19 protein-coding genes and 1 pseudogene are annotated in these 23,499 nt (G+C 72.5%); 13 read left to right on the forward strand and 7 right to left on the reverse strand.

The window, feature by feature from the left end:
* Positions 1-44 precede the first annotated feature (44 nt).
* The 10 genes from ACZ4SF_RS20275 to ACZ4SF_RS20320 are packed head-to-tail and all read left to right on the forward strand — an operon-like array spanning position 45 to position 9,898.
* Complete coding sequence (locus tag ACZ4SF_RS20275) at positions 45-1,049, forward strand: methyltransferase (protein ID WP_468386153.1); 1,005 nt, start codon at positions 45-47, stop codon at positions 1,047-1,049.
* Between the two features lie 31 nt (positions 1,050-1,080).
* Positions 1,081-1,728 carry a thermostable hemolysin gene (locus tag ACZ4SF_RS20280; protein WP_468386156.1) on the forward strand — a complete coding sequence of 216 codons (648 nt, stop codon included), beginning with the start codon at positions 1,081-1,083 and terminating at the stop codon, positions 1,726-1,728.
* Positions 1,715-3,319: an AMP-binding protein gene (locus tag ACZ4SF_RS20285; RefSeq protein ID WP_468386158.1), complete on the forward strand. Its 1,605-nt coding sequence runs from the start codon at positions 1,715-1,717 to the stop codon at positions 3,317-3,319. Before ACZ4SF_RS20280 ends, ACZ4SF_RS20285 begins: the two co-directional genes overlap by 14 nt.
* A complete protein-coding gene (locus tag ACZ4SF_RS20290; protein ID WP_468386161.1) occupies positions 3,316-4,257 on the forward strand; it encodes a TauD/TfdA family dioxygenase in 942 nt (313 codons plus the stop codon). The genes ACZ4SF_RS20285 and ACZ4SF_RS20290 overlap by 4 nt, the downstream gene beginning before the upstream one ends.
* The gene (locus ACZ4SF_RS20295; RefSeq protein WP_468386164.1) at positions 4,254-4,946 is read left to right on the forward strand and encodes an O-methyltransferase; all 693 of its coding nucleotides are present in this window, start codon (positions 4,254-4,256) and stop codon (positions 4,944-4,946) included. Before ACZ4SF_RS20290 ends, ACZ4SF_RS20295 begins: the two co-directional genes overlap by 4 nt.
* Positions 4,947-4,950: 4 nt before the next feature.
* Complete coding sequence (gene metK, locus ACZ4SF_RS20300) at positions 4,951-6,159, forward strand: methionine adenosyltransferase (protein WP_468386167.1); 1,209 nt, start codon at positions 4,951-4,953, stop codon at positions 6,157-6,159.
* Positions 6,160-6,181: 22 nt separating this feature from the next.
* Positions 6,182-7,114, forward strand: coding sequence for a carbohydrate kinase family protein (locus ACZ4SF_RS20305; protein ID WP_468386800.1), 933 nt, complete (start codon positions 6,182-6,184; stop codon positions 7,112-7,114).
* Positions 7,111-8,067: a methylenetetrahydrofolate reductase gene (locus tag ACZ4SF_RS20310; protein WP_468386170.1), complete on the forward strand. Its 957-nt coding sequence runs from the start codon at positions 7,111-7,113 to the stop codon at positions 8,065-8,067. Before ACZ4SF_RS20305 ends, ACZ4SF_RS20310 begins: the two co-directional genes overlap by 4 nt.
* Complete coding sequence (locus ACZ4SF_RS20315; protein WP_468386172.1) at positions 8,064-8,627, forward strand: nuclear transport factor 2 family protein; 564 nt, start codon at positions 8,064-8,066, stop codon at positions 8,625-8,627. The genes ACZ4SF_RS20310 and ACZ4SF_RS20315 overlap by 4 nt, the downstream gene beginning before the upstream one ends.
* Positions 8,624-9,898, forward strand: coding sequence for an amidohydrolase family protein (locus tag ACZ4SF_RS20320; RefSeq protein ID WP_468386173.1), 1,275 nt, complete (start codon positions 8,624-8,626; stop codon positions 9,896-9,898). The genes ACZ4SF_RS20315 and ACZ4SF_RS20320 overlap by 4 nt, the downstream gene beginning before the upstream one ends.
* A 51-nt stretch (positions 9,899-9,949) precedes the next feature.
* On the opposite strand, the gene ACZ4SF_RS20325 is transcribed toward ACZ4SF_RS20320, so the two are convergent.
* Entirely contained in the window at positions 9,950-10,459 is a 510-nt protein-coding gene (locus ACZ4SF_RS20325; protein ID WP_468386176.1) for a MarR family winged helix-turn-helix transcriptional regulator, read from the reverse strand.
* A gap of 144 nt (positions 10,460-10,603) precedes the next feature.
* On the opposite strand from ACZ4SF_RS20325, the gene ACZ4SF_RS20330 reads away from it, so the two are divergent.
* Positions 10,604-11,380 (forward strand): alpha/beta hydrolase, encoded by a 777-nt coding sequence (locus ACZ4SF_RS20330; RefSeq protein WP_468386179.1) that lies wholly within the window; start codon positions 10,604-10,606, stop codon positions 11,378-11,380.
* 115 nt (positions 11,381-11,495) lie between these two features.
* Here ACZ4SF_RS20330 and ACZ4SF_RS20335 read toward each other — a convergent pair whose 3' ends face one another.
* The 3 genes from ACZ4SF_RS20335 to ACZ4SF_RS20345 form a co-directional block, all read right to left on the reverse strand.
* The gene (locus tag ACZ4SF_RS20335; RefSeq protein WP_468386181.1) at positions 11,496-12,941 is read right to left on the reverse strand and encodes an aldehyde dehydrogenase family protein; all 1,446 of its coding nucleotides are present in this window, start codon (positions 12,939-12,941) and stop codon (positions 11,496-11,498) included.
* A gap of 143 nt (positions 12,942-13,084) precedes the next feature.
* The gene (locus ACZ4SF_RS20340) at positions 13,085-14,662 is read right to left on the reverse strand and encodes a PucR family transcriptional regulator (RefSeq protein WP_468386184.1); all 1,578 of its coding nucleotides are present in this window, start codon (positions 14,660-14,662) and stop codon (positions 13,085-13,087) included.
* A 94-nt stretch (positions 14,663-14,756) separates the two neighbouring features.
* Complete coding sequence (locus ACZ4SF_RS20345; RefSeq protein WP_468386187.1) at positions 14,757-16,901, reverse strand: ATP-binding protein; 2,145 nt, start codon at positions 16,899-16,901, stop codon at positions 14,757-14,759.
* A 279-nt stretch (positions 16,902-17,180) separates the two neighbouring features.
* On the opposite strand from ACZ4SF_RS20345, the gene gabT reads away from it, so the two are divergent.
* Together gabT and ACZ4SF_RS20355 are read left to right on the forward strand one after the other, a co-directional pair.
* Positions 17,181-18,515, forward strand: a complete 1,335-nt coding sequence (gabT, locus tag ACZ4SF_RS20350; protein WP_468386190.1) for a 4-aminobutyrate--2-oxoglutarate transaminase — start codon at positions 17,181-17,183, stop codon at positions 18,513-18,515.
* Positions 18,516-18,890: 375 nt separating this feature from the next.
* Positions 18,891-19,547: pseudogene (locus ACZ4SF_RS20355) on the forward strand (phosphatase PAP2 family protein); the annotation flags it as partial.
* On the opposite strand, the gene ACZ4SF_RS20360 reads toward ACZ4SF_RS20355, so the two are convergent.
* From ACZ4SF_RS20360 to ACZ4SF_RS20370, 3 genes are all read right to left on the reverse strand, one after another.
* Positions 19,489-21,288 carry a chitinase gene (locus ACZ4SF_RS20360; protein WP_468386192.1) on the reverse strand — a complete coding sequence of 600 codons (1,800 nt, stop codon included), beginning with the start codon at positions 21,286-21,288 and terminating at the stop codon, positions 19,489-19,491. The pseudogene ACZ4SF_RS20355 and the gene ACZ4SF_RS20360 overlap by 59 nt on opposite strands.
* A gap of 189 nt (positions 21,289-21,477) precedes the next feature.
* Entirely contained in the window at positions 21,478-21,924 is a 447-nt protein-coding gene (locus ACZ4SF_RS20365) for a bifunctional DNA primase/polymerase (RefSeq protein ID WP_468386195.1), read from the reverse strand.
* Positions 21,925-22,036: 112 nt separating this feature from the next.
* Complete coding sequence (locus ACZ4SF_RS20370) at positions 22,037-23,467, reverse strand: NAD(P)/FAD-dependent oxidoreductase (protein ID WP_468386197.1); 1,431 nt, start codon at positions 23,465-23,467, stop codon at positions 22,037-22,039.
* Between the last annotated feature and the right edge of the window lie 32 nt (positions 23,468-23,499).

Genomic DNA, 23,499 nt, shown 5'->3' on the forward strand with positions numbered 1-23,499 from the left:
CCTCGCACGCGGCGACCACCCTGCCCACAACAGGAGGTTCAACCGTGTTCCAGACCACCACCGACGCCCAGCTGACCGGCAACCCGATCGACGAGGTGATCGGCGGCACCATCCACTACGCCGCGCTCACCACCGCGGCCAAGCTCGGTCTCTTCGCCATCCTGGAGGAGCGGGGCCCGCTCAGCGCCGAGGAACTCGCCGAGGCGGCCGGGGCCACGGCGGACGGCATCCGTGCCGTCGCCGACGTGGTCGCCGTGCTCGGCTGGCTCACCCTGGAGGACGGGCGCTACGGCAACGGCCCGCTCGCCGAGCGCTGGCTGGGCGCCAAGGTCGAGTACGACTTCACCCCCGCGCTGCTGTGGGCGTACGAGCTGATCAACGTCATGTGGGAGCTGCCGCAGGCCGTCCGTGACGGCAAGCCCGCCCAGTCGCTGTGGGAGCGCTGGGAGAACAACCCCGACGCCGGGCGGGACTTCTCCGAGTACATGAAGATCAAGTCGCGGCTCACGGTGGACTCCATCGTGGACGCCATCGAACTGCCCGAGGGCGCCCGCAGGCTGCTCGACCTCGGCGGCTCGCACGGCCTGCACTCCATGGCCATGTGCCGGCGCCACCCCGAGCTGACGGCGACGATCATGGACCTGGAGGAGGCGCTCGCCAACACCGGCCCGGCGGTCGAGAAGGCCGGTCTCGCCGACCGCGTCTCACTGCGCCGGGGCAGCTTCCTCAGCGGCGACCTCGGTTCCGACTACGACGTCGTGTTCCTCTTCGAGATCGTGCACAACCACACCGACGAGGAGAACCGCGACCTGATCGCCCGTGCCGCCAAGGCGCTGCGGCCCGGCGGCAGGATCGTCGTCCTGGAGGACGTGCGCGGCAGCGAACCCGACGCCCACAACGCGGCGTTCAGCCTCGCGATGTTCGCCTGCTCGGGCGACCGCACCTACAGCTTCCCGGAGATCTCCGGGTGGCTCACGGACGCCGGCCTCGGCAGCGTCCAGCAGATTCAGCTGCCGTCCTCCGTGTCGCTGGTCATAGGCACCAAGTGACGGAGGCCGGCCGAGGGGGAGGAGAAACAGCGTGCAGATCGCTCTGGCCCGCAGGTCCACCCGCCAGTGGCAGACCGCAGCGGAGCTTGCGCACCAGGTGTACGCCACGTCGTACGAGGCTGACGTGGTACCGGACCCCGATCTCTTCATCGTCGCCGGACCCAGCGGGGAGGCGGGCGGCGACGGGGAAGTGGTGGCCTGTGCCGGCCTGACCTTCGGCACCGACCGTCCCCTGTTCTCCGAGCGGTACCTCGACACCGACATCGAAGGTGCCATCAAGGCGGCTCTCGGCACCCCGGCCGACCGCAGCCGGGTCGTCGAGGTCGGCGCGCTGGCCAGCGCCCGGCGCACCGCCGGCCGGGAACTCATCCGCGTCACACCCATCATGTCCTGGTGCCTGGGGATGGAGTACATCCTGTGCACCGCCACGCGCAGCCTGGTCACCACGCTGCACCGCGTCGGGATCGCGTTCGTGCCGATCGGGCCGGCCGACCCCGGCCGGATCGCGCCGGAGGAACTGGGCTCCTGGGGCACGTACTACGCCCACGAGCCCACCGTCGGAGTCATCCCGCTCAACTCCCTGCAGCGGCTGTTCGCCGACTCCACCGGCCGTTACACCGTCACCGAACTGCAGTTCCACATCCCCGAGTTCGAGGAAGTCGAGCATGCGACTCGTTGAACAGGCACTCGCCCGGATGGCGGAGTCGGACCGCCCGCTGGTCGAGGTGCAGGGCCCCGGCGGCACACCGGTCAGGAGCCTGAGCTACCGCGAGGCGAGCCGGCGTGCCCAGGCCCTGGCCGGCCGGCTGGGGTCCGTCGACGGGCGGGCCCCACGGGTCGGCGTGGTCTGCGGGAACACCCCGGAGTTCGTGATCGCCGACCTCGCGCTGATCGCCCGGCGGGCGGTCGAGGTGCCGGTCCCGCTGGCCTTCTCCGCCGAGCAGGCCGCGGGACTGCTGGACGGCGTCGACCTGTGCCTGGTGGACCGGGCCGGGCAGGAACGGCTGGAGCAGTGGGGCAGGCAGCGCGTTCTCGGCGCCGGCTGCCCCCTGGTGACGGTCACCGCCGACGGGCCGGTGCCCGACGCGCCCCTGCGCCTCGCGGACCCCGGGGACCCGGAGAGCGCGGCCGACTGGGAGTGCAAGGTCATCCACACCTCGGGCACCACCTCGCGCCCCAAGGGCGTACGCATCCGGGCCCATGGCCTCGACGCGCTGCTGACCTCGCTGCGCACCGTGATGCCCGAGGGAGCGTTCACCCGCTATCTGTCGGTCGTGCCGTTCAGCCTGCTGATCGAGCAGGTCACCGGCCTGTACCTGGTCCTCCTCGACGGCGGCACCCTGGTGCTGCTCCCCGACGACATGCCGCTGGTCGGCACCGCGGCGGCGGCACCGGCCGACGTCCTGCCCCATGTGGCGGCGGCCCGGCCCACCGCGATGGTCGCCACCCCGGCGCTGGTCGACGCGTTCGCCGGGCGGGCGGAGGCTGCGCTCGGCGCCGGCGAGCCGGTCGCCACGGCCCTGTTCGGGACCGGCCGGGCGCCCCTGATCTGTTGCGGCGGTGCGCCCGTCCATCCGGATCTGCTGCGCCGCCTGGAGGGGTACGGGCTGCCCGTGCACGAGGGCTACGGACTGTCCGAGAACAGCTCCGTGGTCAGCTGGAACACCCCCTCCGCCCGCCGTACCGGCACGGTGGGACGCCCGCTGCCACACGTCACCGTCCGTATCGCGGACGACGGCGAACTGCTGGTCAACAGCACCTCGCTGTTCGCCGGATACACCCGCAACGACCCCTCCAGCCTCGTCCTGGACGCCGACGGCTGGCTGCACACCGGCGATCTGGCGGACATCGACGCCGACGGGTTCATCAGCATCACCGGACGCAAGAAGAACGTCATCGTGACGGCGGCCGGCCGCAACGTCGCCCCGGAGTGGGTCGAGGCCCAGTACGCCCAGCTGCCGTTCGTCCGGGCGGTGGCCGTGGTCGGCGACGGCCTGACCGCACTGCACGGCCTGTTCCTGGTCGACGGATCCGTCGGTCCCGCCGAGGCCGACAAGGCCGTGCGCGCCTTCGGCGAGGAACACCTCTCGGAGGTGGAACGGGTGGCGCAGCCGCACATCGTCGTCGCCTCCGAGGAGCTGTACCGCCGGTACTTCACCGTCACCGGCAGGCCCATGAGGACGGCCGTCCAGCACGACCTCGTCAACGGAACGCTGCACACCGGCGAAGCCGACGGAGCCATCGAAGCCAACGAAGGAGCAGAAGCATGACCAGCACCACCGAGGTCCGCCCCTACGGCACGGCGACCGGAAAGCTCGTTCTCGCGGGCGGATCGGACTCGCTCGGCACCCTCGACCCCGCCTGGGTCACCGGGCTGCTCGCGGACTCCGGATTCCTGCTGTTCCGTGGCTTCCGCACGGACCTGGAGGAGTTCTCGGCGTTCGTCAAGGCACACTCCGCACGGATCACCCTCGACCCGGCCCGCAGCTTCCACGGCGGCGAGGTGGCCCAGAAGGTCGACGCGGGCACCGCGGCCGTCGGCCTGCACCTGGAGAACGGCAACAGCCCCTTCGGCCCCGACCTGACCTGGTTCTTCTGCGAAAAGGCCGCCTCCGCCGGCTCGCAGACCACCGTCTGCGACGGCTACCGCGTGTGGGACGAGTCGAGCGTGCGCGCCCGTGCGGTCTTCGGCGGCAGCCCCATCACCTACAGCCGGCGTGTCGAGGAACCCAAGTGGAAGGCCTTCGTGGCCCATCAGCTGGAGGGCCGCAAGGAGCCGGCCGACATCACCTTCGCCGACATGGAGGCCCTGGTCGGCACGGACCCGCACACCCGCCTGACCCAGGAGAAGGACGGCGCGATCCGGTACGCGTACACCACCGGCGCCGCCCACAGCACCCTGTTCGGCACCCGGCTCGCCTGGGCCAACAGCATCTTCGGGCCGTCGTACAACTACGAGACGCCCCGGATCACGCTGCAGGACGGCGAGGAGATCCCGGCCGATCTGCAGGCCGAACTGAAGGCCCTGACAGACGAGCTGACCGAGGACATCGACTGGCAGGACGGTGACGTCGCGCTGATCGACAACACCCGGGTGATGCACGGCCGCCGGGAGATCCTCGACACCGACCGCACCATCTACAACGCCCAGAGCTACATCCGCCGTGAACTGGTCGACGCTGTCACCGCGGGAGGCGAGGGACGATGACCCAGGCGGTCCCCCACGCGCTCACCGACCCCCGGCTCACGGCCGTACTGGACGACATCGCCCGGGGCGCCCAGCAGGACGGCGACATCATGCGGCGCGCCTACGACACGGTCGCCGACTGGCCGGCGCCGCCCACTCCCGAGCAGGCGGCCGAGCTGTGCGCCGAGGCCGCCCTGCCGGTCCACCCGGAGGTCGGCACGCTGCTCTACCAGCTGGTGCGGGGCGCACGCCCGCAGCTCGTGGTCGAGTTCGGCACGTCGTTCGGCGCCTCGACGCTGTACCTGGCCGCCGCGGTGCGCGACAACGGCACCGGCCGGGTCATCGGCTCCGAACTCAACCACGCCAAGGCCCGGCGGGCCGGCGCCCACCTGGAGCGGGCGGGCCTGCTGGACCACGTCGAGATCCGCACCGGCGACGCCCGCGAGGAGCTGGCCGAACTGCCGGGCCCGATCGGGCTGCTGCTCCTGGACGGCTGGAAGGAGCTGTACCTGCCGGTCCTGCGGGTCCTCGAACCGGCCCTGGCGGACGGCGCGCTGATCGTCTCCGACAATCTGCCGATGCTTCCGGAGGAGTTCGTCGGGTACGTCCGCGAGCCCGCGAACGGCTACCTGTCCCAGCAGCTTCCGCTGGGCGACGGTATCGAACTGACCGTACGCACGCGTCCGCGCCCGACCGGCGAAGGAGCCTGAGGACATGTCCGCACCATCCCGAGGCCGGCTGTTCAACAGCGAATCGGTCACCGAGGGCCACCCCGACAAGGTCGCGGACGCCGTCTCCGACGCGATCCTCGACGCGCTGCTCACCGACGACCCGCACTCGCGCGTGGCCGTCGAGACCCTGGTCACCACCGGCCAGGTGCATGTCGCGGGCGAGGTGACGACCCGCACCTGGGCCGACATCCCCGCCATCGTGCGGGAGGTGGTCACCGGCATCGGCTACGACTCCTCCGGCAAGGGCTTCGACGGTGCCTCCTGCGGCATCAACGTCTCCATCGGCTCCCAGTCGCCCGACATCGCCCAGGGCGTCGACGAGGCGTACGAGGCCCGCCTGGACGGCGGCACCGACGACGACCTCGACCGTCAGGGCGCCGGCGACCAGGGCCTGATGTTCGGGTACGCCTGCTCGGAGACGCCCGAGCTGATGCCGCTGCCGATCACGCTGGCGCACCGGCTCGCCCGCCGCCTCACCCAGGTCCGCAAGGACGGCCTGCTGCCCTACCTGCGGCCCGACGGCAAGACCCAGGTCGCCGTCGAGTACACCGGACAGCGCCCGGTGCGCCTGGACACCGTCGTCGTCTCCGCGCAGCACGCCGACGGCGTCAGCCTGTCCGGGCTGCTCGAACCGGACCTGCTCGCCCATGTGATCAAACCTGAGCTGGAGGTCCTCGACCTGGCCACCGACGGGCTGCGCACCCTGGTGAACCCCACCGGCCGCTTCGTCACCGGCGGCCCGGTCGGCGACGCCGGACTCACCGGACGCAAGATCATCGTCGACACGTACGGCGGGATGGCCCGGCACGGCGGCGGCGCCTTCTCCGGCAAGGACCCTTCCAAGGTGGACCGTTCGGCGGCGTACGCGATGCGCTGGGTGGCGAAGAACACGGTCGCCGCCGGGCTCGCCGAACGCGCCGAGATCCAGGTCGCCTACGCGATCGGCAAGGCCGCCCCGGTCGGGCTGTTCGTGGAGACCTTCGGCACCGAGACCGTCGACCCGGTGCGCATCGAGGCCGCGATCCGCGACGTCTTCGACCTGCGCCCGGCCGCGATCATCCGCGACCTGGACCTGCTCCGGCCGATCTACCGGCAGACCGCGGCGTACGGCCACTTCGGCCGGACCGACCTCGACCTGCCCTGGGAGCGGCTGGACCGGGCCGCCGCGCTGAAGGACGCCGCCGATGTCTGAGCCCGGCCCGGCAAAGCCCGCGCTGCGCATCGCGGTCACCGGATCCATCGCCTCCGACCATCTGATGGTCTTTCCCGGCCGGTTCACCGAGCACCTGATGGCCGACCGGCTCGACCACGTGTCGCTGTCCTTCCTCGCCGACGACCTCCAGGTGCGGCACGGCGGAGTCGCCGCCAACATCACCTACGGGCTCGCCCGGCTGGGGCTGCGCCCGCTGCTCGTCGGCGCGGCCGGCCGGGACTTCTCCGAACAGCGCGCCCTGCTGGAGGCCGCGGGCGTGGACACCTCGCCCGTGCGGATCTCCGGCACCCGGCACACCGCACGGTTCGTGTGCACGACCGACCGGGACCAGAACCAGATCGCCACGTTCTACGCCGGAGCGATGGCCGAGGCCGCCGACATCCGGCTGGACGAGGTCTTCGGCGACGCGGACTTCGTGCTCGTCGGCCCCGACGACCCGGCCGCGATGGTCCGGCACGCCGAGGCGTGCCGCCGTCACGGCATGCCGTTCGCGGCGGACCCGTCCCAGCAGCTGGCCCGCCTCGAACCGGAGGTGATCCCCGGTCTGTTCGAGGGCGCGCGCTATCTGTTCACGAACGCCTACGAGCAGGCTCTGCTGTTGCAGCGCACCGGCCTGACCGGGGAGGAGGTGCTGCGCCGGGTCGGCGCGTGGGTCGTCACGCTCGGGGCCGACGGCGCCCGGATCGAGCGGCACGCCGCCCCCGCCGTGACCGTGCCCGCCGTGCCGGTCGCGCAGGTGGCCGACCCCACCGGGGCGGGCGACGCCTTCCGGGCGGGGTTCCTCGCGGAGCACGCGCGCGGCCGCGACGACACGGAGGCGGTACGGACCGGCTGCGCGCTGGCCGCCACCGCTCTGGAGTCGGTCGGCAGCCAGGACTACGAGGCGAGTTACGTCTCGGTACGGGAGCGGGCCCTCGCGGGGGTGGGCGGGTGACCGGCAGCCTCCCGGGGGACGGCGGCGGCCGTGACATCACCGTCGCGTCGGCGCTGCGGCGCCCCGGGCCGTCGTTCTCGGTGGAGTTCTTCCCGCCACGCGACGCGGCGGGCGAGAGACGGCTGTGGCGATGCGTCCGGGAACTGGAGCCGCTCGGCCCGGCGTTCGCGTCGGTGACGTACGGCGCCGGCGGCAGTACCCGGGAGCGTACGGTGCAGACCACGGCCCGGCTGCGCGAGCAGACCACCCTGTGCACGGTGGCCCACCTGGCGGCGGTGGGCCACTCGGTCGCCGAACTGCGGCACGCCCTGTCGTGGTACGCGGCGACCGGCGTACGCAACCTGCTGCTGGTCCGCGGCGACCCGCCCGGTGACCCCGGCGGCGAGTGGGTCGCCCACCCACAGGGCCTCGGCCATGCCGCGGAGCTGGTGGCGCTGGCCCGGAGCCTCGGCGACTTCTGCGTCGGGGTGGCCGCCTTCCCGCACGGGCATCCGCGTTCGCCCGACGCCGCCTCGGACCTCGCCCACCTGGTGCGCAAGATCCGGGCCGGTGCGGACTTCGCGGTGGCGCAGCTCTTCTTCGACGTGGAGGCGTTCCTGCGGCTGCGGGACCGGCTCGACGGACAGGGCTGTGACGTGCCGCTGCTGCCCGGCGTCATGCCGATGACCACCCCCAAGGTGCTGCGCAAGGCGGTCGAGCTGTCCGGGGTGCGCGGCGAGCCCGAGCAGGCGCGGGCCCTGATGCGGTACGCCGACGACCCCGCGGCGTTCCGCGCCGCCGGCCTGGACGCCGCCGTACGGCTGTGCGCGCGGCTGCTGGACGAAGGGGTCCCGGCCCTGCACTTCTATTCCCTGAACACCACGGCGGCCACCCGGCACGTCCTCGATGCCCTCGGCATCGGGACGCGTCCCACGGTGGCGCCGTCCCTACGACTGGAAGCCGAGCGCGTATGACTCTCCGTCCCGCCCGCCGTTCCCTGTTCCGCGCCGGTGTCGCGGCCGTACCGTTGCTGACGGCGACACCGGCTCTCGCCGGGCAGGCGGTCGCCGCCCCGTCCGGCGAACAGGCCCGTGGCCAGGTGCTCACCTGTGCCTTCGTGTCCCGGTGGACCACCGCCTATCTGGAGGCGTGGCGCACCAAGGACGATGCGGCCGCCGTCCGTCTCTTCGCCCCCGACGCCCTGTACGAGGCGGTGCCCGGCGACGAGTCCCAGACCTACCGGGGCCGGGACGCGATCGGCCGCTACTGGCGTGACGTCACCTCGGGGCAGTCCGACATCGGCTACCGGCAGGGCGCCCCCGTCGTCACCGGCGACCGGGCGGCCGTCGAGATGTGGGTCACCCTGCGCGCCCCGGCCGCCAATCCGGACGGGGACCACTGGATCACCCTGATCGAGACCAACGTCCTCACCTTCGCCACCGTGGGATCCGAACGGCTGTGCACCCGCAACAGCGAGTACTGGATCCTGCGCACCGGCCGTCACGAGCCTCCGCAGGGCTGGGGCCGGGCGTGAGCGGACGCCGTACCCTCATCGCCGGCGGGCACGTCCTGAGCATGGACCCCGCGATCGGGGAACTGCCGTGCGCGGACGTGCTGGTGGAGGACGGCGTCATCCGGTCCGTCGGCCCGGACGCGGACGGCGTGGACGTCGACGACCGCATCGACGCCCGCGGCCGCCTGGTGCTGCCCGGGTTCGTCGACACGCACCGGCACATGTGGCAGGCGGTGCTGCGCGGCTGCGGAGCCGACCACACGCTCGGGGAGTACTTCGAGACCGTCCTCGGCGCGCTGGGCCCCCGGCTCACTCCGGACGACCTGTACGTCGGCAACGCGCTCAGCGCGCTGGCGGCCCTCGACGCCGGCGTGACCACGGTCCAGGACATCTCCAACGTCGGCAAGCCCACCCCCGAGCACACCGACGCCCTCCTCGACGCCCTGGAGTCCTCGGGCGTGCGCTGTGTCTTCGCCTACGGGATGGGCCCGGCCCAGGACGCCCGCCGGGTGCGCGAGAGCCGCCTCGGCACGGGTGGCGCACTGGTGACGATGGCCCTGGACGCCGATGCCGGCGGTGACGACGACGTCCGGCGGATCTGGTCCCTGGCCCGGGATCTGGCCGTTCCGGCCGCCCTGCACGTGCGGGGCGGGCGGCCGGTCTCCCGGCTGCACCGGCTGGGCGTGCTCAGGCCCGGCACCGTCTTCATCCACGGCACGGGTCTGGAGGAGGGTGAGCTGCGGCTGATGCGTGACAGCGGGGCGGCGCTCTCGATCGCGCCCGCGATCGAGATGACCATGGGCCACGGTCTGCCGCCCTTCGGGGCGGCGGCCGCGGCGGGCCTGCGGCCCGGTCTGAGCACGGACGTCGAAGTGGCCGCCGCGGCGGACCTGTTCGGCCCGATGCGCACGGGTTTCCAGGTGGCGCGCATGGCGGCCCTGCACGGTCTGGCGGGGGGTCAGGTCGCCCTGCCCACGACCCGGGACATGCTGGAGTACGCCACGATCGCCGGTGCGGAGGTGCTGGGCCTCGGGCATCTGACGGGGTCGCTCACGCCGGGCAAGCAGGCGGACGTGGTGGTGCTGCGCGCCGACCGGCCCGGTGTGGCTCCGGTGTACGACGCCGTCGGGACGGTGGTCTCGGCCATGGGCCCGGGCGATGTGGAGACGGTGCTGGTGGCCGGCCGCGTGGTCAAGCGCGACGGCAGGCTGCTGCACCCCGGTCTGCCCCGGCTGCTGGAACGCGCGGCAGCGGTGCGCGACCGGCTGCGGGAGCCGGCGCCGAGCAGATGAGCAGCGGCCCCGGCCGGCCCGGCCCTCCTGTGGCCGGGCCGGCCTCCGGGCTCAGCGGTGGATGAGGACGCCCTGCTCGACGGCTGCGAGGGCGACGCGCAGGTGTTCGCTCAGCGCCCGGGCGGTGGAGTCGGGCATCCGGGAGACGAGGCGGGCGTGGGCTTCGGTGGTGGCCCGCACCGCCTCTTCGGCCGTCTTGACGCCCAGCGGGGTGAGTTCGACCCAGCTGCTCCGCCCGTCCTCGGCGTCGGCCTCGCGGGTCACGTACCCGGCGGCCACCAGCCGCTTGATCACGTTGCTGGTGCCTCCGGAGGACAGCAGCAGCGCATGCGTCAGATCGGTCGGCTTGAGCCGGTACGGCGCGCCGACCCGGCGCAGGGTCGCGAGCACGCCGTATTCGGCCTGGGTCAGGTGCAGCCCTTCCAGCGCGACGGCGGCGGTCAGATCGAAGGCCGACACCAGCAGGGCGGTGCGCTTGGCGAGTTCGAGGGGGAGGCCGGCGATCTCCGGCATCTCGACGCGCCAGGCCGAGATGATCTCGTCAACGTGGTCGGGCTCCACTGGCACCACCTTTCATGGGTTTGCTCAGCACAAAGATACCGGGCGGCCGAAAATGCTCGGATGCGGCCGCACTCACCCCTGCCCGGTTCACAGTTTAGCTTTCCATGTAGCTTTGCGTAATGCTTTCTTGCTAGTGTTTGCCGCATGGGCATTCGACACGTACGCCGTGCACTGATGGCCACCCTTCTCCTGACCGCTCTGGGAGCCTGCGCGCCCGACGGCTCCACCGAGAGCGGCCGTTCCGCATCCGTACCCAGAAAGGCGACCGTCGTGCCGGACCTCCACCTGTCCGAGGCCAACGCTCCGGACTGCTTCGCCGGCAGCGGCGCCACCGTTCACCGCCAGTCCGGTTCCTCCCGCTCGCGCATCGTCACCCTCGGCTCCGGCCCTCGTGGTGTCGTCCTCGCCCCCATCTCGTGGGGCAACGCCTGCGAGTGGGCCGGCGAGGCAAAACGCCTGGCCGCGGCCGGATACCGCGTCGCCAGCGTCGACTGGGGCAGCGACCGGCAGAGCACCGTCCTGCAGGCGACCCGCCTGCTGCGCACGCAGGGTGCCGACCAGGTGGTCTGGGTCGGCGGCTGCATGGGGGGCAACGTGATGCTGGGTCTGGCGCCGACGGCCGACGCCGCCGAACGCCCGGCCGGAGTCGCGGGCATCAGCCCCCTCGCCTCGCTCGGCGGCTACCAGACCTCCGCCTCGACGGACTACGACGGCCGGCTGTTCCTCCTCGGCACGGCCGACGACCCGCTGGCGGACGCCGGCAAGCTGCGCGAGGTCGCGGCGAGCTTCCCGGGCGCCGAGGTGGTCGTCCTCCCCGGCAGACTGCACGCCGCGGAGATCTTCGCGGGCCCGCACGCCGACCGGGCCCGCAAGGAACTGGACACGTTCCTGGAGCAGTCGTTCGCGCACGCGACCGCGTGAGGCCCGGGGCCCGGCCTCGGGCCGGAGCCGGTGCGGCCGGGGCCGGAAAGGCGAACGGCCGCAGCCCCCGCACAGTGGGCTGCGGCCGTTCTGTATCTGACCTGTCCGTGGCAGGTCAGAGCGCGAGGCCGGTGAGCACCAGCACACGCTCGTAGGTGTAGTCCTCCATCGCGAACTTCACGCCCTCGCGGCCCACACCGGACTGCTTGGCGCCGCCGTACGGCATCTGGTCGGCGCGGTAGGACGGGACGTCGCCGATCACCACGCCACCGACCTCGAGGGCGCGGTGGGCGCGGAAGGCGACCTGCAGGTCGTGGGTGAACACGCCCGCCTGGAGGCCGTACTTGGAGCTGTTGACCGCGGCGAACGCCTCGGCCTCGCCGTCCACCTTCTGCACGGTGAGGACCGGTCCGAAGACCTCCTCGCAGGCGAGGGTGGCGTTCGCGGGCACGTCGGTGAGGACGGTCGGCGCGTAGGAGGCGCCGTCGCGGTCGCCACCGGTGAGCAGCGTGGCGCCGGCCTCGACGGCCTCCTTCACCCACGACTCGACGCGCTTGGCGGCGTCCTCGCTGACCAGCGGGCCGACGTCGGTCTTGTCGTCGGTCGGGTCACCGGTGACCTGAGCCTCCACGGCGGCGACGATGCGCGGCAGCAGCCGGTCGTACACGGACGCGTCGGCGATCACGCGCTGCACGGAGATGCAGGACTGGCCGCCCTGGTAGTTGGAGAAGGTCGCGATGCGGGTCGCGGCCCAGTCCAGGTCGGCGTCGGAGGCGAAGTCGCCGAGGACGACCGCGGCCCCGTTGCCGCCCAGCTCCAGCGTGCAGTGCTTGCGCGGCACGCTGTCCATGATCGCGTAGCCGACCTTCTCGGAACCGGTGAAGGAGATGACCGGCAGGCGCTCGTCCTGGACCAGGACGGGCATCTTCTCGTTGGCGACCGGGAGGATCGACCAGGAGCCGGCCGGCAGGTCGGTCTCGGCGAGCAGGTCACCGAGGATCAGGCCGGACAGCGGGGTGGCCGGGGCCGGCTTCAGGATGATCGGCGCGCCGGCGGCGATCGCCGGGGCGACCTTGTGGGCGCACAGGTTCAGCGGGAAGTTGAACGGCGCGATGCCGAGCACGACGCCCTTCGGGAAGCGGCGGGTGAGCGCCAGCCGGCCCTGGCCGCCGAGGTCCGTGTCGAGCCGCTGGGCCTCGCCGCCGTTGAACCGGCGGGCCTCCTCGGCGGCGAACCGGAACACGGAGACCGCGCGGCCGACCTCACCGCGGGCCCACTTGATCGGCTTGCCGTTCTCGGCGGAGATCAGCTGGGCGATCTCCTCGGTGCGCTCGACCAGGCGCTTGCTCACGTGGTCGAGGGCGGCGGCACGGACGTGCGCCGGGGTGGCGGCGAACTCGTCCCGTACGGCGTACGCGGCGGCCACGGCCTCTTCGACCTGGGCGTCGGTCGGGACGCTCACCTGGGCGACGAGCCGGCCGTCCCACGGCGAGGTGACGTCGAAGGTGTCCTCGCCGGTGACCTGGCGGCCGGCGAGCCAGAAGGCATGGGTGGAAGTCATGTACGAGTCCCGGCCCTTCCGCGTTGGGGGTGTGCTTGGCTTTGCGTGGTCCACGGTAGGGCGGGTGCGGCCGGGGGTCGTTTGTCCGAGTAGTAGCAGTGGCCGGACCGGGCACTACTGTTTGGACTACTGGGCGCTGTGCGCTACTCCGTGGACGTCGCCTTCAGCGCGAGCCACAGCTCCATGCGCACGTCCGGGTCGTCCAGGCTCCGTCCCAGAATCTCCTCCACCCGCCGCATCCGGTACCGCAGCGTGTGCCGGTGCACTCCCAGATCGGCGGCAGCGGCGTCCCACTGCCCGTGCCGGGACAGCCACGCCCGCAGCGAGGCGACCAGGTCCCCCCGCCCCGTCGCGTCGTGCTCGTGCAGCGCCCGCAGCAGACCGTCGGCGAACGCCTTCACCGCGTCGTCCGCCAGCAGCGGCAACACCGAGCCCGCCGCCAGCTGCTCGTGCTCCACGAAGACCCTCCCCCGCCGCCGGGCCACCGACAGTGCCTGCTCGGCCTGCTTGTACGCCGCTGCCGCCGCGATCGGCCCGGCGGGCGCCGAGAGCCCGACGATCAGCTCCTCCTCCTCGGCACGCCCCTGCTCGGGCACCGCCCGCGACGCCTCCAGCGCCGTCGCGTGCGCGGCACACGCGGCCACCGCCGCGCCCTGGTCGGCGGCCAGCACCACCAGCCGTTCCCCGTCGGGCACGACGAGCACGGCCTCCCCGGCCCGCGCCGCGGCGGATTCCACGGTCTCGGCCAGCTCGCCCAGCGGTTCGCCGGCCGTGCCGGACGGGGACTCGGCGACGATCATCCGGAAGGGGGCGTCCAGCAGGCCGCCGTACAGGTCGCCTGCGACGGCCCGGGCGTGGTCGGGCTCGCCGGCGAGGAGCATGCGCAGCACGGCCGTGCCGATCCGCTGTTCGGCCGCGTGCAGGGAGCGGGAGCGTTCGGTGGTGAGGGTGAGCAGGGCGATGGCGGAGTGGACGGCGTAGCGCTCGGCGGTGCCGAGCGCGGCGGCCGTACCGACGGCGAGCGCCGCCCGGGGGCGCCGGCCGGTGCCCAGGGAGTGCAGCTCCACGCGGTCGTCGTGGTCCGGTCCGCCGACCACCGAGGAGGCGGGGGCGGTCCGTTCCCGCAGCCGCTCGACCTCCGCGGTGAGCCGGGCGGCCCGCCGGCCGGCCCACTCCGGTGCGGCGGCGACGACGGCGCCCGAGGCGTCGTACAGCGCCGCCCAGCCGTCGACCTGCGCGGCGAGCACGGTGAGCACGCCCTCCGGGCCGGAGTTCAGCGCCTGTCTGGTCAGCTCGCGCTGGGCGGCGAAGCCTGCGGTGACCGCCCGGTACTGGTCGGCGGCGATCGCCGCGGAGACGGCCTTGCTGATGGCGAGGAAAGGGGTGCGACGGGGCACCTCCAGCAGCGGCAGCCCCTCCTGCGCGCAGGCGTCGACCAGCGGCTCGGGAATCTCCTCGTAGTTCACACCGACGGCGAACCCGAGCCCGACCACACCCGCGCCGGCGAGCCGCCGCACGTACCGCCGCATGGCCTCCGGATCCTCCGCGTCCAGCTTCAGCGCGGTGATCAGCAGCAGCTCGCCGCCCTCCATGTAGGGCACGGGGTCGGCCAGCTCGCTGACGTGCGCCCAGCGGACGGGGACGTCCAGGCGGTCCTCGCCCGCGCGCACGGTCAGCTTGAGCGCGGAGTGGTGGACGAGCGAGGCGAGGGTCGGGGGCATGGGGCCTTCACGGTGAGGAAGTGATCCTTTGGCCGCCGTGTATGAACGGCCTACGCCGATTCTGCCTCACCGTACGATCGCCCGCTGGCCTTCCTCAGCCCCGCAGATCCACCAGCAACGGCGGCGCGTGCTCCCCCTGCACGGTGGTCAACGACAACACCGCATGCCCCGGCGGCACCCCATGAGCCAACTCGGAAGCCGACCACCGCTCCCGCTCGACCTGCCGCACGGTGACGGCCCGGGCCGTCGGCGCCTGGCCGGTGATCACCCGGCGCAGCATGTGCACGGCCTTGCCCGCCGGGGTCTCGGCGATGATCTGCCGGTCGGTGACGTCCCGTGTCTCGGTCCACTCCTTTCCCCAGACCTCGGCGAAGTCCTGCCCGTCCCAGGGCGTGAGCCCGGACAGCGCCATCCGGCAGCCGGTGGCCCCGAGCAGCGGGCCACGCAGCGGGCGGGCCACGTCGTCCAGGGTGCGCAGCGTCAGCACCGTGCCGGCGTTGGCGCTGCGCAGCCGCTGGACGCCACGTACGGCCTCGGGAGTGATGACACCGCTGGCGTCGTCGAGGAGCAGGCACGCGAAGAGCGACCGGTCCTCCCGTGCCGTCACGGCGGCCGTGAACTGGGCGAGCACCAGCCGGGCCAGGATCCGCGAGGCGTCGGCGTGGCCGCGCTGCGGCAGGTCGATGCGGACCCGGACCGGGTGGTCGAGGGCCCTGAGCGAGAACGGCCGGCTCTGTCCCGAGGTGTCGAAGAAGGCGGCGAAGGCGGGCCGGTCGAGCAGGGCGATCCGGTCGGCGAGAACCGTGCCGACATCGCCCGGGTGGGCCATCTGACGTTCCCGAGCGTCGAGTTCGCGCAGCAGCGACGCCTGCGCGGTGCCGGTCAGCGCCTTGCGCAGCGCGGCCAGCGGGCCGGGTGCGCCGTCGAGGAGCTGCCGCAGTTCCGGTACCGAGGGAAAGCGGTCGTGGACGGCCCGGAAGGGGCCGAGCAGCTGGGCGAGGACGGTGGTCGAGCGACGGCTGTCGCTGCCCGGGTGCGGGTCGGCGAGGTCACCGACGAGGGCCTCGGCGAGTATGGCGGCGGCCTCGTCGGGATCGGTGGTGCCGCCGTAGAGGTCGAGGTCGTAGACGGATTCGGGGTGGCCGATACGGACGACGACGTCGTAGGCCTCGGCGGGGCCGAGTCCGGCGCCCGCCGCGCCGACGACCACGACCGAAGCCCGGCCGGCCAGGGCGTGCAGGCACAGGGATTCGGCGAGCGGCCGTACGACGGCACCGGTCTTGCCGGATCCGGCGGGGCCGACGGCCAGCAGCGAGGTGCCGAGCAGGTCCGGGCCGAGGGCGAGGCCGGCGCCGCGGTAGTGGTAGGGGTTGCGGGGGTCGTCGGCGGTGGTGCCGAGCCGGACCTGGCCGGTGAGCAGATCGTGCCGGGCGTGCCGGGCGGGCAGGTCGCGTTCGCCGGAGGGATGCAGGCAGGCTGCGGCGCCGTCCTTGAGCACGGCCCCGGTGAAGGTGGCCAGACTGTGCCGGCCCGACCGCACGCCCTGCCAGGCCCGGCTGATCCGCGCATGGTCCACGTCCCGCATGAGCCCTGCCTTAGCCTCGGCGGCCAGGCGCTCGGCGGCGTCCTGCGCACCGGCGTGGCGCAGCTGAGGCCATTCGGCGGGGTCCTGGTCGGGGGCGGGCGCGGGTTCCGCCGGCGGCGCGGCGCGACGCCAGGACGGCGGGCCGTAACGGCGCCAAACCTCGCCCCAGCGGCCGAGGCGGCCGACGACGAGCAGGATCGCCAGAGCGATGACGGTGTAGTACGAGTACCAGAGGATCGCGTTGCCGACGCGGTCGTTGCCCTCGCGCCAGGAGTCGGGGGTGAACAGCTCCAGCGGGATCACCCACCAGCCGCCGAGGTAGCCGTTCCACAGCAGGGACCACACCAGCCAGCCCACGAGGAAGGCGATCAGCGCGCCGCTGAGCAGCTGCCGGGACGGAATCCGCTCGGGCTCCTGCTCGGGCCGGGGGCGGTGCCCGAAGCGCCACACACCGGGGGCGGCCTCCGGCCGGGAGGTCCGCAGCCAGGTGAGGAAGAGGGAGCCGTCCGGTTTCGGCGGTGCGCCGGGCGGCATGGAGGGCGCGGGCGGCACGCCCGGTGGCAGGGCCTGGCCGGGCCCCTCGGCCGGTTCCGCCGGGCGCGGTACGGGAGAGGCGTGTGTGCCGCGTGTGTCCCGCGTCCCGTCGCTGTCCATCGACCCTGCCCCCTGACCAGCCGTTCCGTCCACCATCAGCGAGCAATCTAACGTCCCGGCAAGGGGAGTTCACCGTTTACACGGCCGAGAACGGGCCGTACCCGCCCGGCCGGGCTATGTCCACGGCGGACAACCGGCCGCGCCGACAACGCCCACATGGAGCATGCCCACCCCGCAGAACCAGTCTTAGCCTGCGAGAAAAGAAGGTATGCGTCCGAAAACGCACCGCCCGGAACCGCCCGGGACCGCCCGGTACGCAAGATCATCAGGGAGCCCCCCATGACCGCACTTCCGCAGGAGCGCCGCGTCGTCACCGCCATCCCCGGCCCGAAGTCGCAGGAGCTGCAGGCCCGCCGTACCGCCGCGGTCGCGCAGGGCGTGGGCTCCGTGCTGCCCGTGTTCACCACGCGCGCGGGTGGCGGCATCATCGAGGACGTCGACGGCAACCGCCTCATCGACTTCGGTTCCGGCATCGCCGTGACCTCCGTCGGCGCGTCCGCCGAGGCCGTCGTGCGGCGCGCCACCGCCCAGCTCGCCGACTTCACCCACACCTGTTTCATGGTCACCCCGTACGAGGGTTACGTGGAGGTCGCGGAGGCGCTGGCCGAGCTGACCCCGGGTGACCACGCCAAGAAGTCCGCGCTGTTCAACTCCGGCGCCGAGGCCGTCGAGAACGCCGTCAAGATCGCGCGTGCCTACACCAAGCGGCAGGCCGTGGTCGTGTTCGACCACGGGTACCACGGGCGTACCAACCTGACCATGGCGCTGACGGCGAAGAACATGCCGTACAAGCACGGCTTCGGTCCGTTCGCGCCCGAGGTGTACCGCGTGCCGGTGGCCTACGGCTACCGCTGGCCGACCGGTGCGGAGAACGCCGGCCCCGAGGCCGCCGCGCAGGCCATCGACCAGATCACCAAGCAGGTCGGCCCGGACAACGTCGCCGCGATCATCATCGAGCCGGTGCTGGGCGAGGGCGGCTTCATCGAGCCGGCCAAGGGCTTCCTCCCGGCGATCCGGCAGTTCGCCGCCGACAACGGGATCGTCTTCGTCGCGGACGAGATCCAGTCCGGCTTCTGCCGCACCGGCCAGTGGTTCGCCTGTGAGGACGAGGGCATCGTCCCGGACCTGATCACCACCGCCAAGGGCATCGCCGGTGGTCTGCCGCTGGCCGCCGTGACCGGCCGCGCCGAGATCATGGACGCCGCGCACGCCGGTGGCCTCGGTGGCACCTACGGCGGCAACCCGGTCGCCTGCGCCGGTGCGCTCGGTGCCATCGAGACCATGAAGGAGCTGGACCTCAACGGCAAGGCCCGGCGCATCGAGGAGATCATGAAGGGTCGCCTCACCTCCATGGCCGAGAAGTTCGACATCATCGGTGACGTGCGTGGCCGCGGCGCCATGATCGCCATCGAGCTGGTCAAGGACCGCGCCACCAAGGAGCCGAACCCGGAGGCCACCGCCGCCCTCGCCAAGGCCTGCCACGCCGAGGGTCTGCTGGTCCTCACCTGCGGCACCTACGGCAACGTGCTGCGCTTCCTGCCCGCGCTGGTGATCGGCGAGGACCTCCTCAACGAGGGCCTGGACATCATCGAGCAGGCGTTCGCCCGCATCTGAGCGGCTGGTCCGCACCTCTGGAGAGTGCCTGCGGCAGGCCGTGTGAAGAACGTGTGCGGGGTGGATGGCGGGAGCGGATTCCGTCTGCCCAAGCGCCCCGGCCTGCCGTAGGTTCTCTCCAGATGAGAGATACACCCCGCCCACAGGGGACTGTGGGCGACTTCAGGCCGGGGTTTCCCCAGCTACGGCCTGGTCGTGCCCTCGCGCACACAACCGGCGCCTGACGGCTCCGGGATCTCCTCACCGATCGGACGGTCGCCGCCCCAAACCCCCCGGGGCGCGCGACGTTCCGATCCGGACGGCCGCCTCGGAACCACCCCCCCTGTTCCGGGGCGGCCGACCTCCTTCCCGCGCGTGTCTGCCAAGCTGGGCGCCGTGTCGACCTCAGCCCGCCGCGCCCTGCTCCCCGGTGTCCCGGCCGTCCTGTTCGCCCTGATCACCTGGCAGGTCGTGGCCGGCGGACCACTGCTGCGCCTGGACGCCCGCCTCAGCCGGGCCGTCGTCCGTCCGGACCGGTTCTCGGAGCTGCTCTCCGACCTCGGCAACGTCCAGGTGGCCCTCCCCGTGCTCGCCGCGGCCCTCGGGTGTGCGGCCTGGCGGGGCCGTGCCACCGGTACGGGCCGGTGGTGGCTGCCGCCGCTGGCCGCGGCCCTCCTCATGGCGCTGGTGCCGGCGATCGTCGTACCGCTGAAGGAGTGGACGGCGCGGCCGGGAACCCCCGTGGTGCCCCCGGCGGTCGGCTACTTCCCTTCCGGTCACACGGCGACGGCGATGGTCGCATACGGCTCCGCGACACTGCTTCTGCTGCCCTGGCTCCGCTCGCCCGCCGCCCGCCGGGCCGTGGTCGCCTGCTGTGCGGCCCTGGTCCTCGGGGTGTCGTACGGTCTGGTGCGCCGGGGCTGGCACTGGCCGCTGGACGTGGTGGCCAGCTGGTGCCTGTGCACCGTGCTGCTGACCACCCTTGCCCTGGTGATCAGCCGAAGTAGGCGTCGAAGTTCCTCCGGAACTCCCAGTTCGAGTAACGGTCCCAGTTCACCGACCACGTCATCAGACCCCGCAGTGCCGGCCAGGTCCCGTGGGTCGCGTACGAGCCGCAGTTCGTCTTCTTCGTGAGGCAGTCCAGGGTCCTGGTGACCTCGGACGGGGAGACGTAGCCGTTGCCCGCGTTCGTCGATGCCGGCATGCCGATGGCGACCTGGTCGGGGCGCAGCGGGGGGAAGACGTTGTCCGCGTCGCCGGCGACCGGGAAACCGGTGAGGAGCATGTCGGTCATGGCGATGTGGAAGTCGGCGCCGCCCATGGAGTGGTACTGGTTGTCCAGGCCCATGATCGGGCCCGAGTTGTAGTCCTGGACGTGCAGCAGTGTGAGGTCGTCGCGCAGGGCGTGGATGACCGGGAGATAGGCGCCGCAGCGGGGGTCCTGGCCGCCCCACTTGCCGGTGCCGTAGTACTGGTAGCCGTTCTGCACGAAGAAGGTCTCCGGGGCCATGGTGAGGACGAACGCCGGGCCGTAGCGGGCCTTCAGGGTCTTCAGCGCCGAGATGAGGTTCACGATCACGGGCGTGGTCGGGTTCTTGAAGTCCGTGTCGTTCGCGTTCAGCGACAGGGAGTGCCCCTCGAAGTCGACGTCGAGGCCGTCGAGGCCGTAGGTGTCGATGATCTTCGAGACCGAGGAGACGAAGGTGTCCCGGGCCGCGGCCGTGGTCAGCTGCACCTGGCCGTTCTGGCCGCCGATCGAGATGAGCACCTTCTTGCCGGCCGCCTGCTTGGCCTTGATCGCCGCCTTGAAGTCGGCGTCGCTCTCCACGTTCGGGCATTCGGTGACCGGGCAGCGGTCGAAGCGGATGTCCCCGGAGGTGACCGAGGTGGGCTCGCCGAAGGCCAGGTCGATGACGTCCCAGCTGTCGGGTACGTCGGCGAGGCGGGTGTAGCCGGCGCCGTTGGCGAAGCTCGCGTGGAGGTAGCCGACGAGGGCGTGGGCGGGCAGGCCGGTCGAGCCGCCGCCGGTGCCGGCACCGGTCGTCGCGGTCACGGCGGCGGACTTCGCGGACTCGCCGGCGTCGCCCACCGCCGTCACCTGGAAGCTGTACGCGGTCGAGGCCGCGAGCCCGGAGACGGTCGCCGAAGTCCCGGTCACCGTCTGGGCCTTGACCCCGTCGCGGTAGACGGCGTAACTCGTCGCGCCGCTCACGGCCGACCAGGACAGGGCGACGGAGGATGCGGTCACGGAGGTGGTCCGCAGGCCGGCCGGGGTGGCGGGCGGCTGTCCGGTGCCGCTGCCGCCGGGGCCGATCAGGGAGATGTCGTCGGCGTAGTAGGTGCCGGTGCCGTACCAGCCGTGCGTGTAGATCGTGACCTTGGTGGTCGTGGCTCCGGTACGGAAGGTGGTGCTCAGCTTCTGCCAGTCGGGGGCGGACTGGGTCCAGGTGGAGACGTCGGTGGTGCCGGTGCCGCTCGCGCCGAGGTGGACGTACGAGCCGCGGACGTGACCGGACAGGGTGTACTGGGCGTCGGGCTGGACGGTCACCGTCTGGCTGCACCGGGCGTTGTCGCTGCCCGCCGGGGTGGCCTGCAGCGCGGAACTCCCGCCGTGCACGGGTGAGCCGACCGTCGTACCGGCCGTGCAGGTCCAGCCGGTCAGGCCGGCCTCGAAGCCGCCGTTGACCGCGACGTCCGCGTCGGCCGCGCTGGCGGCCGACGAGAGCGCGGTGATGCCGGGTACGGCCAGCAGTGCTGCCGTGAGCAGGGTGAGGACAGGTCTCGCGCGTACCACAAGTGCCTCCGGACTCGGGGGAATTGGAGGAGGGAGCCGCGCTCAACTTGGTCCAGACCAATTCACTTGTCAAGGTCTGCGGCAACGATCCGGTGGCCGGTACGGCAACGCGCCGAGGAGGGCCGCGGGGAACTGCGCGACCAGCCACGACGACGCCGCAGACGACCGACGGCCGTGCGCGCCACGTGCTCAGTCGCCGTCGGCCAGACCCGCCGCCGCCTCGTGCATCGCCAGCTCCAGCAGCGCCGGATCGGTCAGCATGCCCGAGCCGTCCGGCGGCACCAGCCAGCGCACGGACCGGGTCGCCCGGCCCGGATACGGCACGACGATCCAGGTGCCGTGTCCGGCGGTACGGATGCCGGTGCCCAGCCAGCGGGCCGCGGTGCCCGGGGGCACGAAGAACCCGACCCGGGTGTCGCCGAAGTCGACGAGCACCGGGCCGGGCCGGTCGAGTATGCGGGTGAGCACGTCCAGGGTCGGATAGCCGAGGCCGCCCGGCAGGATCAGGACGTCCCACGCCTTGCCGGCGGGCAGCAGGGCGACCCCGAGGGGGTTGCGTTCCCACTCCCAGCGGCAGGCCTCGGGGTCCGGCGCGACGGACACGAGCCATTCGACCGCCGTCTTCGACCCAGTCATGAGAAGGCCTCCCTCTGCCTCGTGGACGCGGGCGCGTCACGAGGGAGAGGGAGGCCGGCCCGCGGGCATTACGCGGGTTCGCTCAACCCGTTCAGGTGAGCCGGGTCACACGTCAGCTGTCGAAGCCCAGCCCCAGCCGGTCCATGGCCCGCAGCCACAGGTTCCGCCGGCCGCCGTGCGCGTCGGCGCGGGCCAGGGACCACTTGGTGAGGGCGATCCCGGTCCAGGCGAAGGGCTCCGGCGGGAACGGCAGCGGCTTCTTGCGGACCATCTCCAGCCGTGTGCGCTCGGTGTCCTCGCCGTCCAGCAGGTCCAGCATCACATCGGCACCGAAGCGGGTCGCGCCGACCCCGAGCCCGGTGTAGCCCGCCGCGTACGCCACCTTCCCCTGGTGGGCCGTGCCGAAGAACGCCGAGAAGCGGGAACAGGTGTCGATCGCGCCGCCCCAGGCGTGGGTGAAGCGGACACCCTCCAGCTGCGGGAAGCAGGTGAAGAAGTGGCCCGCGAGCTTGGCGTACGTCTCCGGCCGGTCGTCGTACTCCGCCCGCACCCGGCCGCCGTAGTGGTGGATCGCGTCGTAGCCGCCCCACAGGATGCGGTTGTCGGCGGACAGCCGGAAGTAGTGGAACTGGTTCGCCGAGTCCCCGAGGCCCTGACGGTTCTTCCAGCCGATCGACGCCAGCTGGTCGGTGCTCAGCGGCTCGGTCATCAGCGCGTAGTCGTAGACCGGGACGGTGTACGACCGCACGCGCCGCAGCAGGCTCGGGAAGATGTTGGTGCCGAGCGCCACCCGGCGGGCGCGGACCGCGCCGTACGGGGTCCGGACGGCCACGCCTGCGCCGTACTGCTTCAGCGTCAGGGCGGGCGTGTGCTCGTACACCCGCACCCCGAGCTTCAGGCACGCCTGCTTCAGGCCCCACGCCAGCTTCGCCGGGTGCAGCATGGCCACGCCCCTGCGGTCCCACAGGCCCGCCTCGAAGGTGGGCGAGTTCACCTGCTCGCGCACGGCGTCCGCGTCCAGGAACTCGACGCCGTCGGCGAGACCCTTCTCCTCCAGCTCGCGGTGCCAGTCGCGCAGCTCCCAGGCCTGGTAGGTCTCGGTGGCGACGTCGATCTCACCGGTGCGCTCGAATTCGCAGTCGATGCCGTGCCGGGCGACCGCGGCCTCGATCTCGTCGAGGTTGCGCCGGCCCAACTCCTCCAGCTGGTGGATCTCGTCGGGCCAGCGGGCGAGGCCGTTGGGCAGCCCGTGGGTGAGGGAGGCGGCACAGAAGCCGCCGTTGCGGCCGGAGGCGGCCCAGCCCACCTCGCGGCCTTCCAGCAGGACCACATCGCGCTGCGGGTCGCGCTCCTTGGCGTTCAGCGCGGTCCACAGTCCGCTGTAGCCGCCACCGACGACCAGCAGGTCGCAGGTCTCGGTGGTGGTCAGGGCGGGCTCGGGCTGCGGCTTGCCGGGGTCTTCCAGCCAGTACGGGACCGGCTGGGCTTCGGAGAGAGAGGCGATCCAGTTGTCTTTGCCACGGCTCATGGCGCTTGGGGCCATGATTTCAACTCCCAACAGAGGACGTTCCGGAA

The organism is Streptomyces sp. NPDC027663, from assembly GCF_055566415.1.

What these genes read in the sequence shown, in the direction of transcription:
- ACZ4SF_RS20285 (WP_468386158.1), top strand. Translation starts at nt 1,715, where the DNA reads ATGCGACTCGTTGAACAGGCACTCGCCCGGATGGCGGAGTCGGACCGC.
- ACZ4SF_RS20290 (WP_468386161.1), top strand. Translation starts at nt 3,316, where the DNA reads ATGACCAGCACCACCGAGGTCCGCCCCTACGGCACGGCGACCGGAAAG.
- ACZ4SF_RS20295 (WP_468386164.1), top strand. Translation starts at nt 4,254, where the DNA reads ATGACCCAGGCGGTCCCCCACGCGCTCACCGACCCCCGGCTCACGGCC.
- metK (WP_468386167.1), top strand. Translation starts at nt 4,951, where the DNA reads ATGTCCGCACCATCCCGAGGCCGGCTGTTCAACAGCGAATCGGTCACC.
- ACZ4SF_RS20315 (WP_468386172.1), top strand. Translation starts at nt 8,064, where the DNA reads ATGACTCTCCGTCCCGCCCGCCGTTCCCTGTTCCGCGCCGGTGTCGCG.
- ACZ4SF_RS20330 (WP_468386179.1), top strand. Translation starts at nt 10,604, where the DNA reads ATGGGCATTCGACACGTACGCCGTGCACTGATGGCCACCCTTCTCCTG.
- ACZ4SF_RS20335 (WP_468386181.1), bottom strand. Translation starts at nt 12,941, where the DNA reads ATGACTTCCACCCATGCCTTCTGGCTCGCCGGCCGCCAGGTCACCGGC.
- ACZ4SF_RS20340 (WP_468386184.1), bottom strand. Translation starts at nt 14,662, where the DNA reads ATGCCCCCGACCCTCGCCTCGCTCGTCCACCACTCCGCGCTCAAGCTG.
- ACZ4SF_RS20345 (WP_468386187.1), bottom strand. Translation starts at nt 16,901, where the DNA reads ATGGACAGCGACGGGACGCGGGACACACGCGGCACACACGCCTCTCCC.
- gabT (WP_468386190.1), top strand. Translation starts at nt 17,181, where the DNA reads ATGACCGCACTTCCGCAGGAGCGCCGCGTCGTCACCGCCATCCCCGGC.
- ACZ4SF_RS20365 (WP_468386195.1), bottom strand. Translation starts at nt 21,924, where the DNA reads ATGACTGGGTCGAAGACGGCGGTCGAATGGCTCGTGTCCGTCGCGCCG.
- ACZ4SF_RS20370 (WP_468386197.1), bottom strand. Translation starts at nt 23,467, where the DNA reads ATGGCCCCAAGCGCCATGAGCCGTGGCAAAGACAACTGGATCGCCTCT.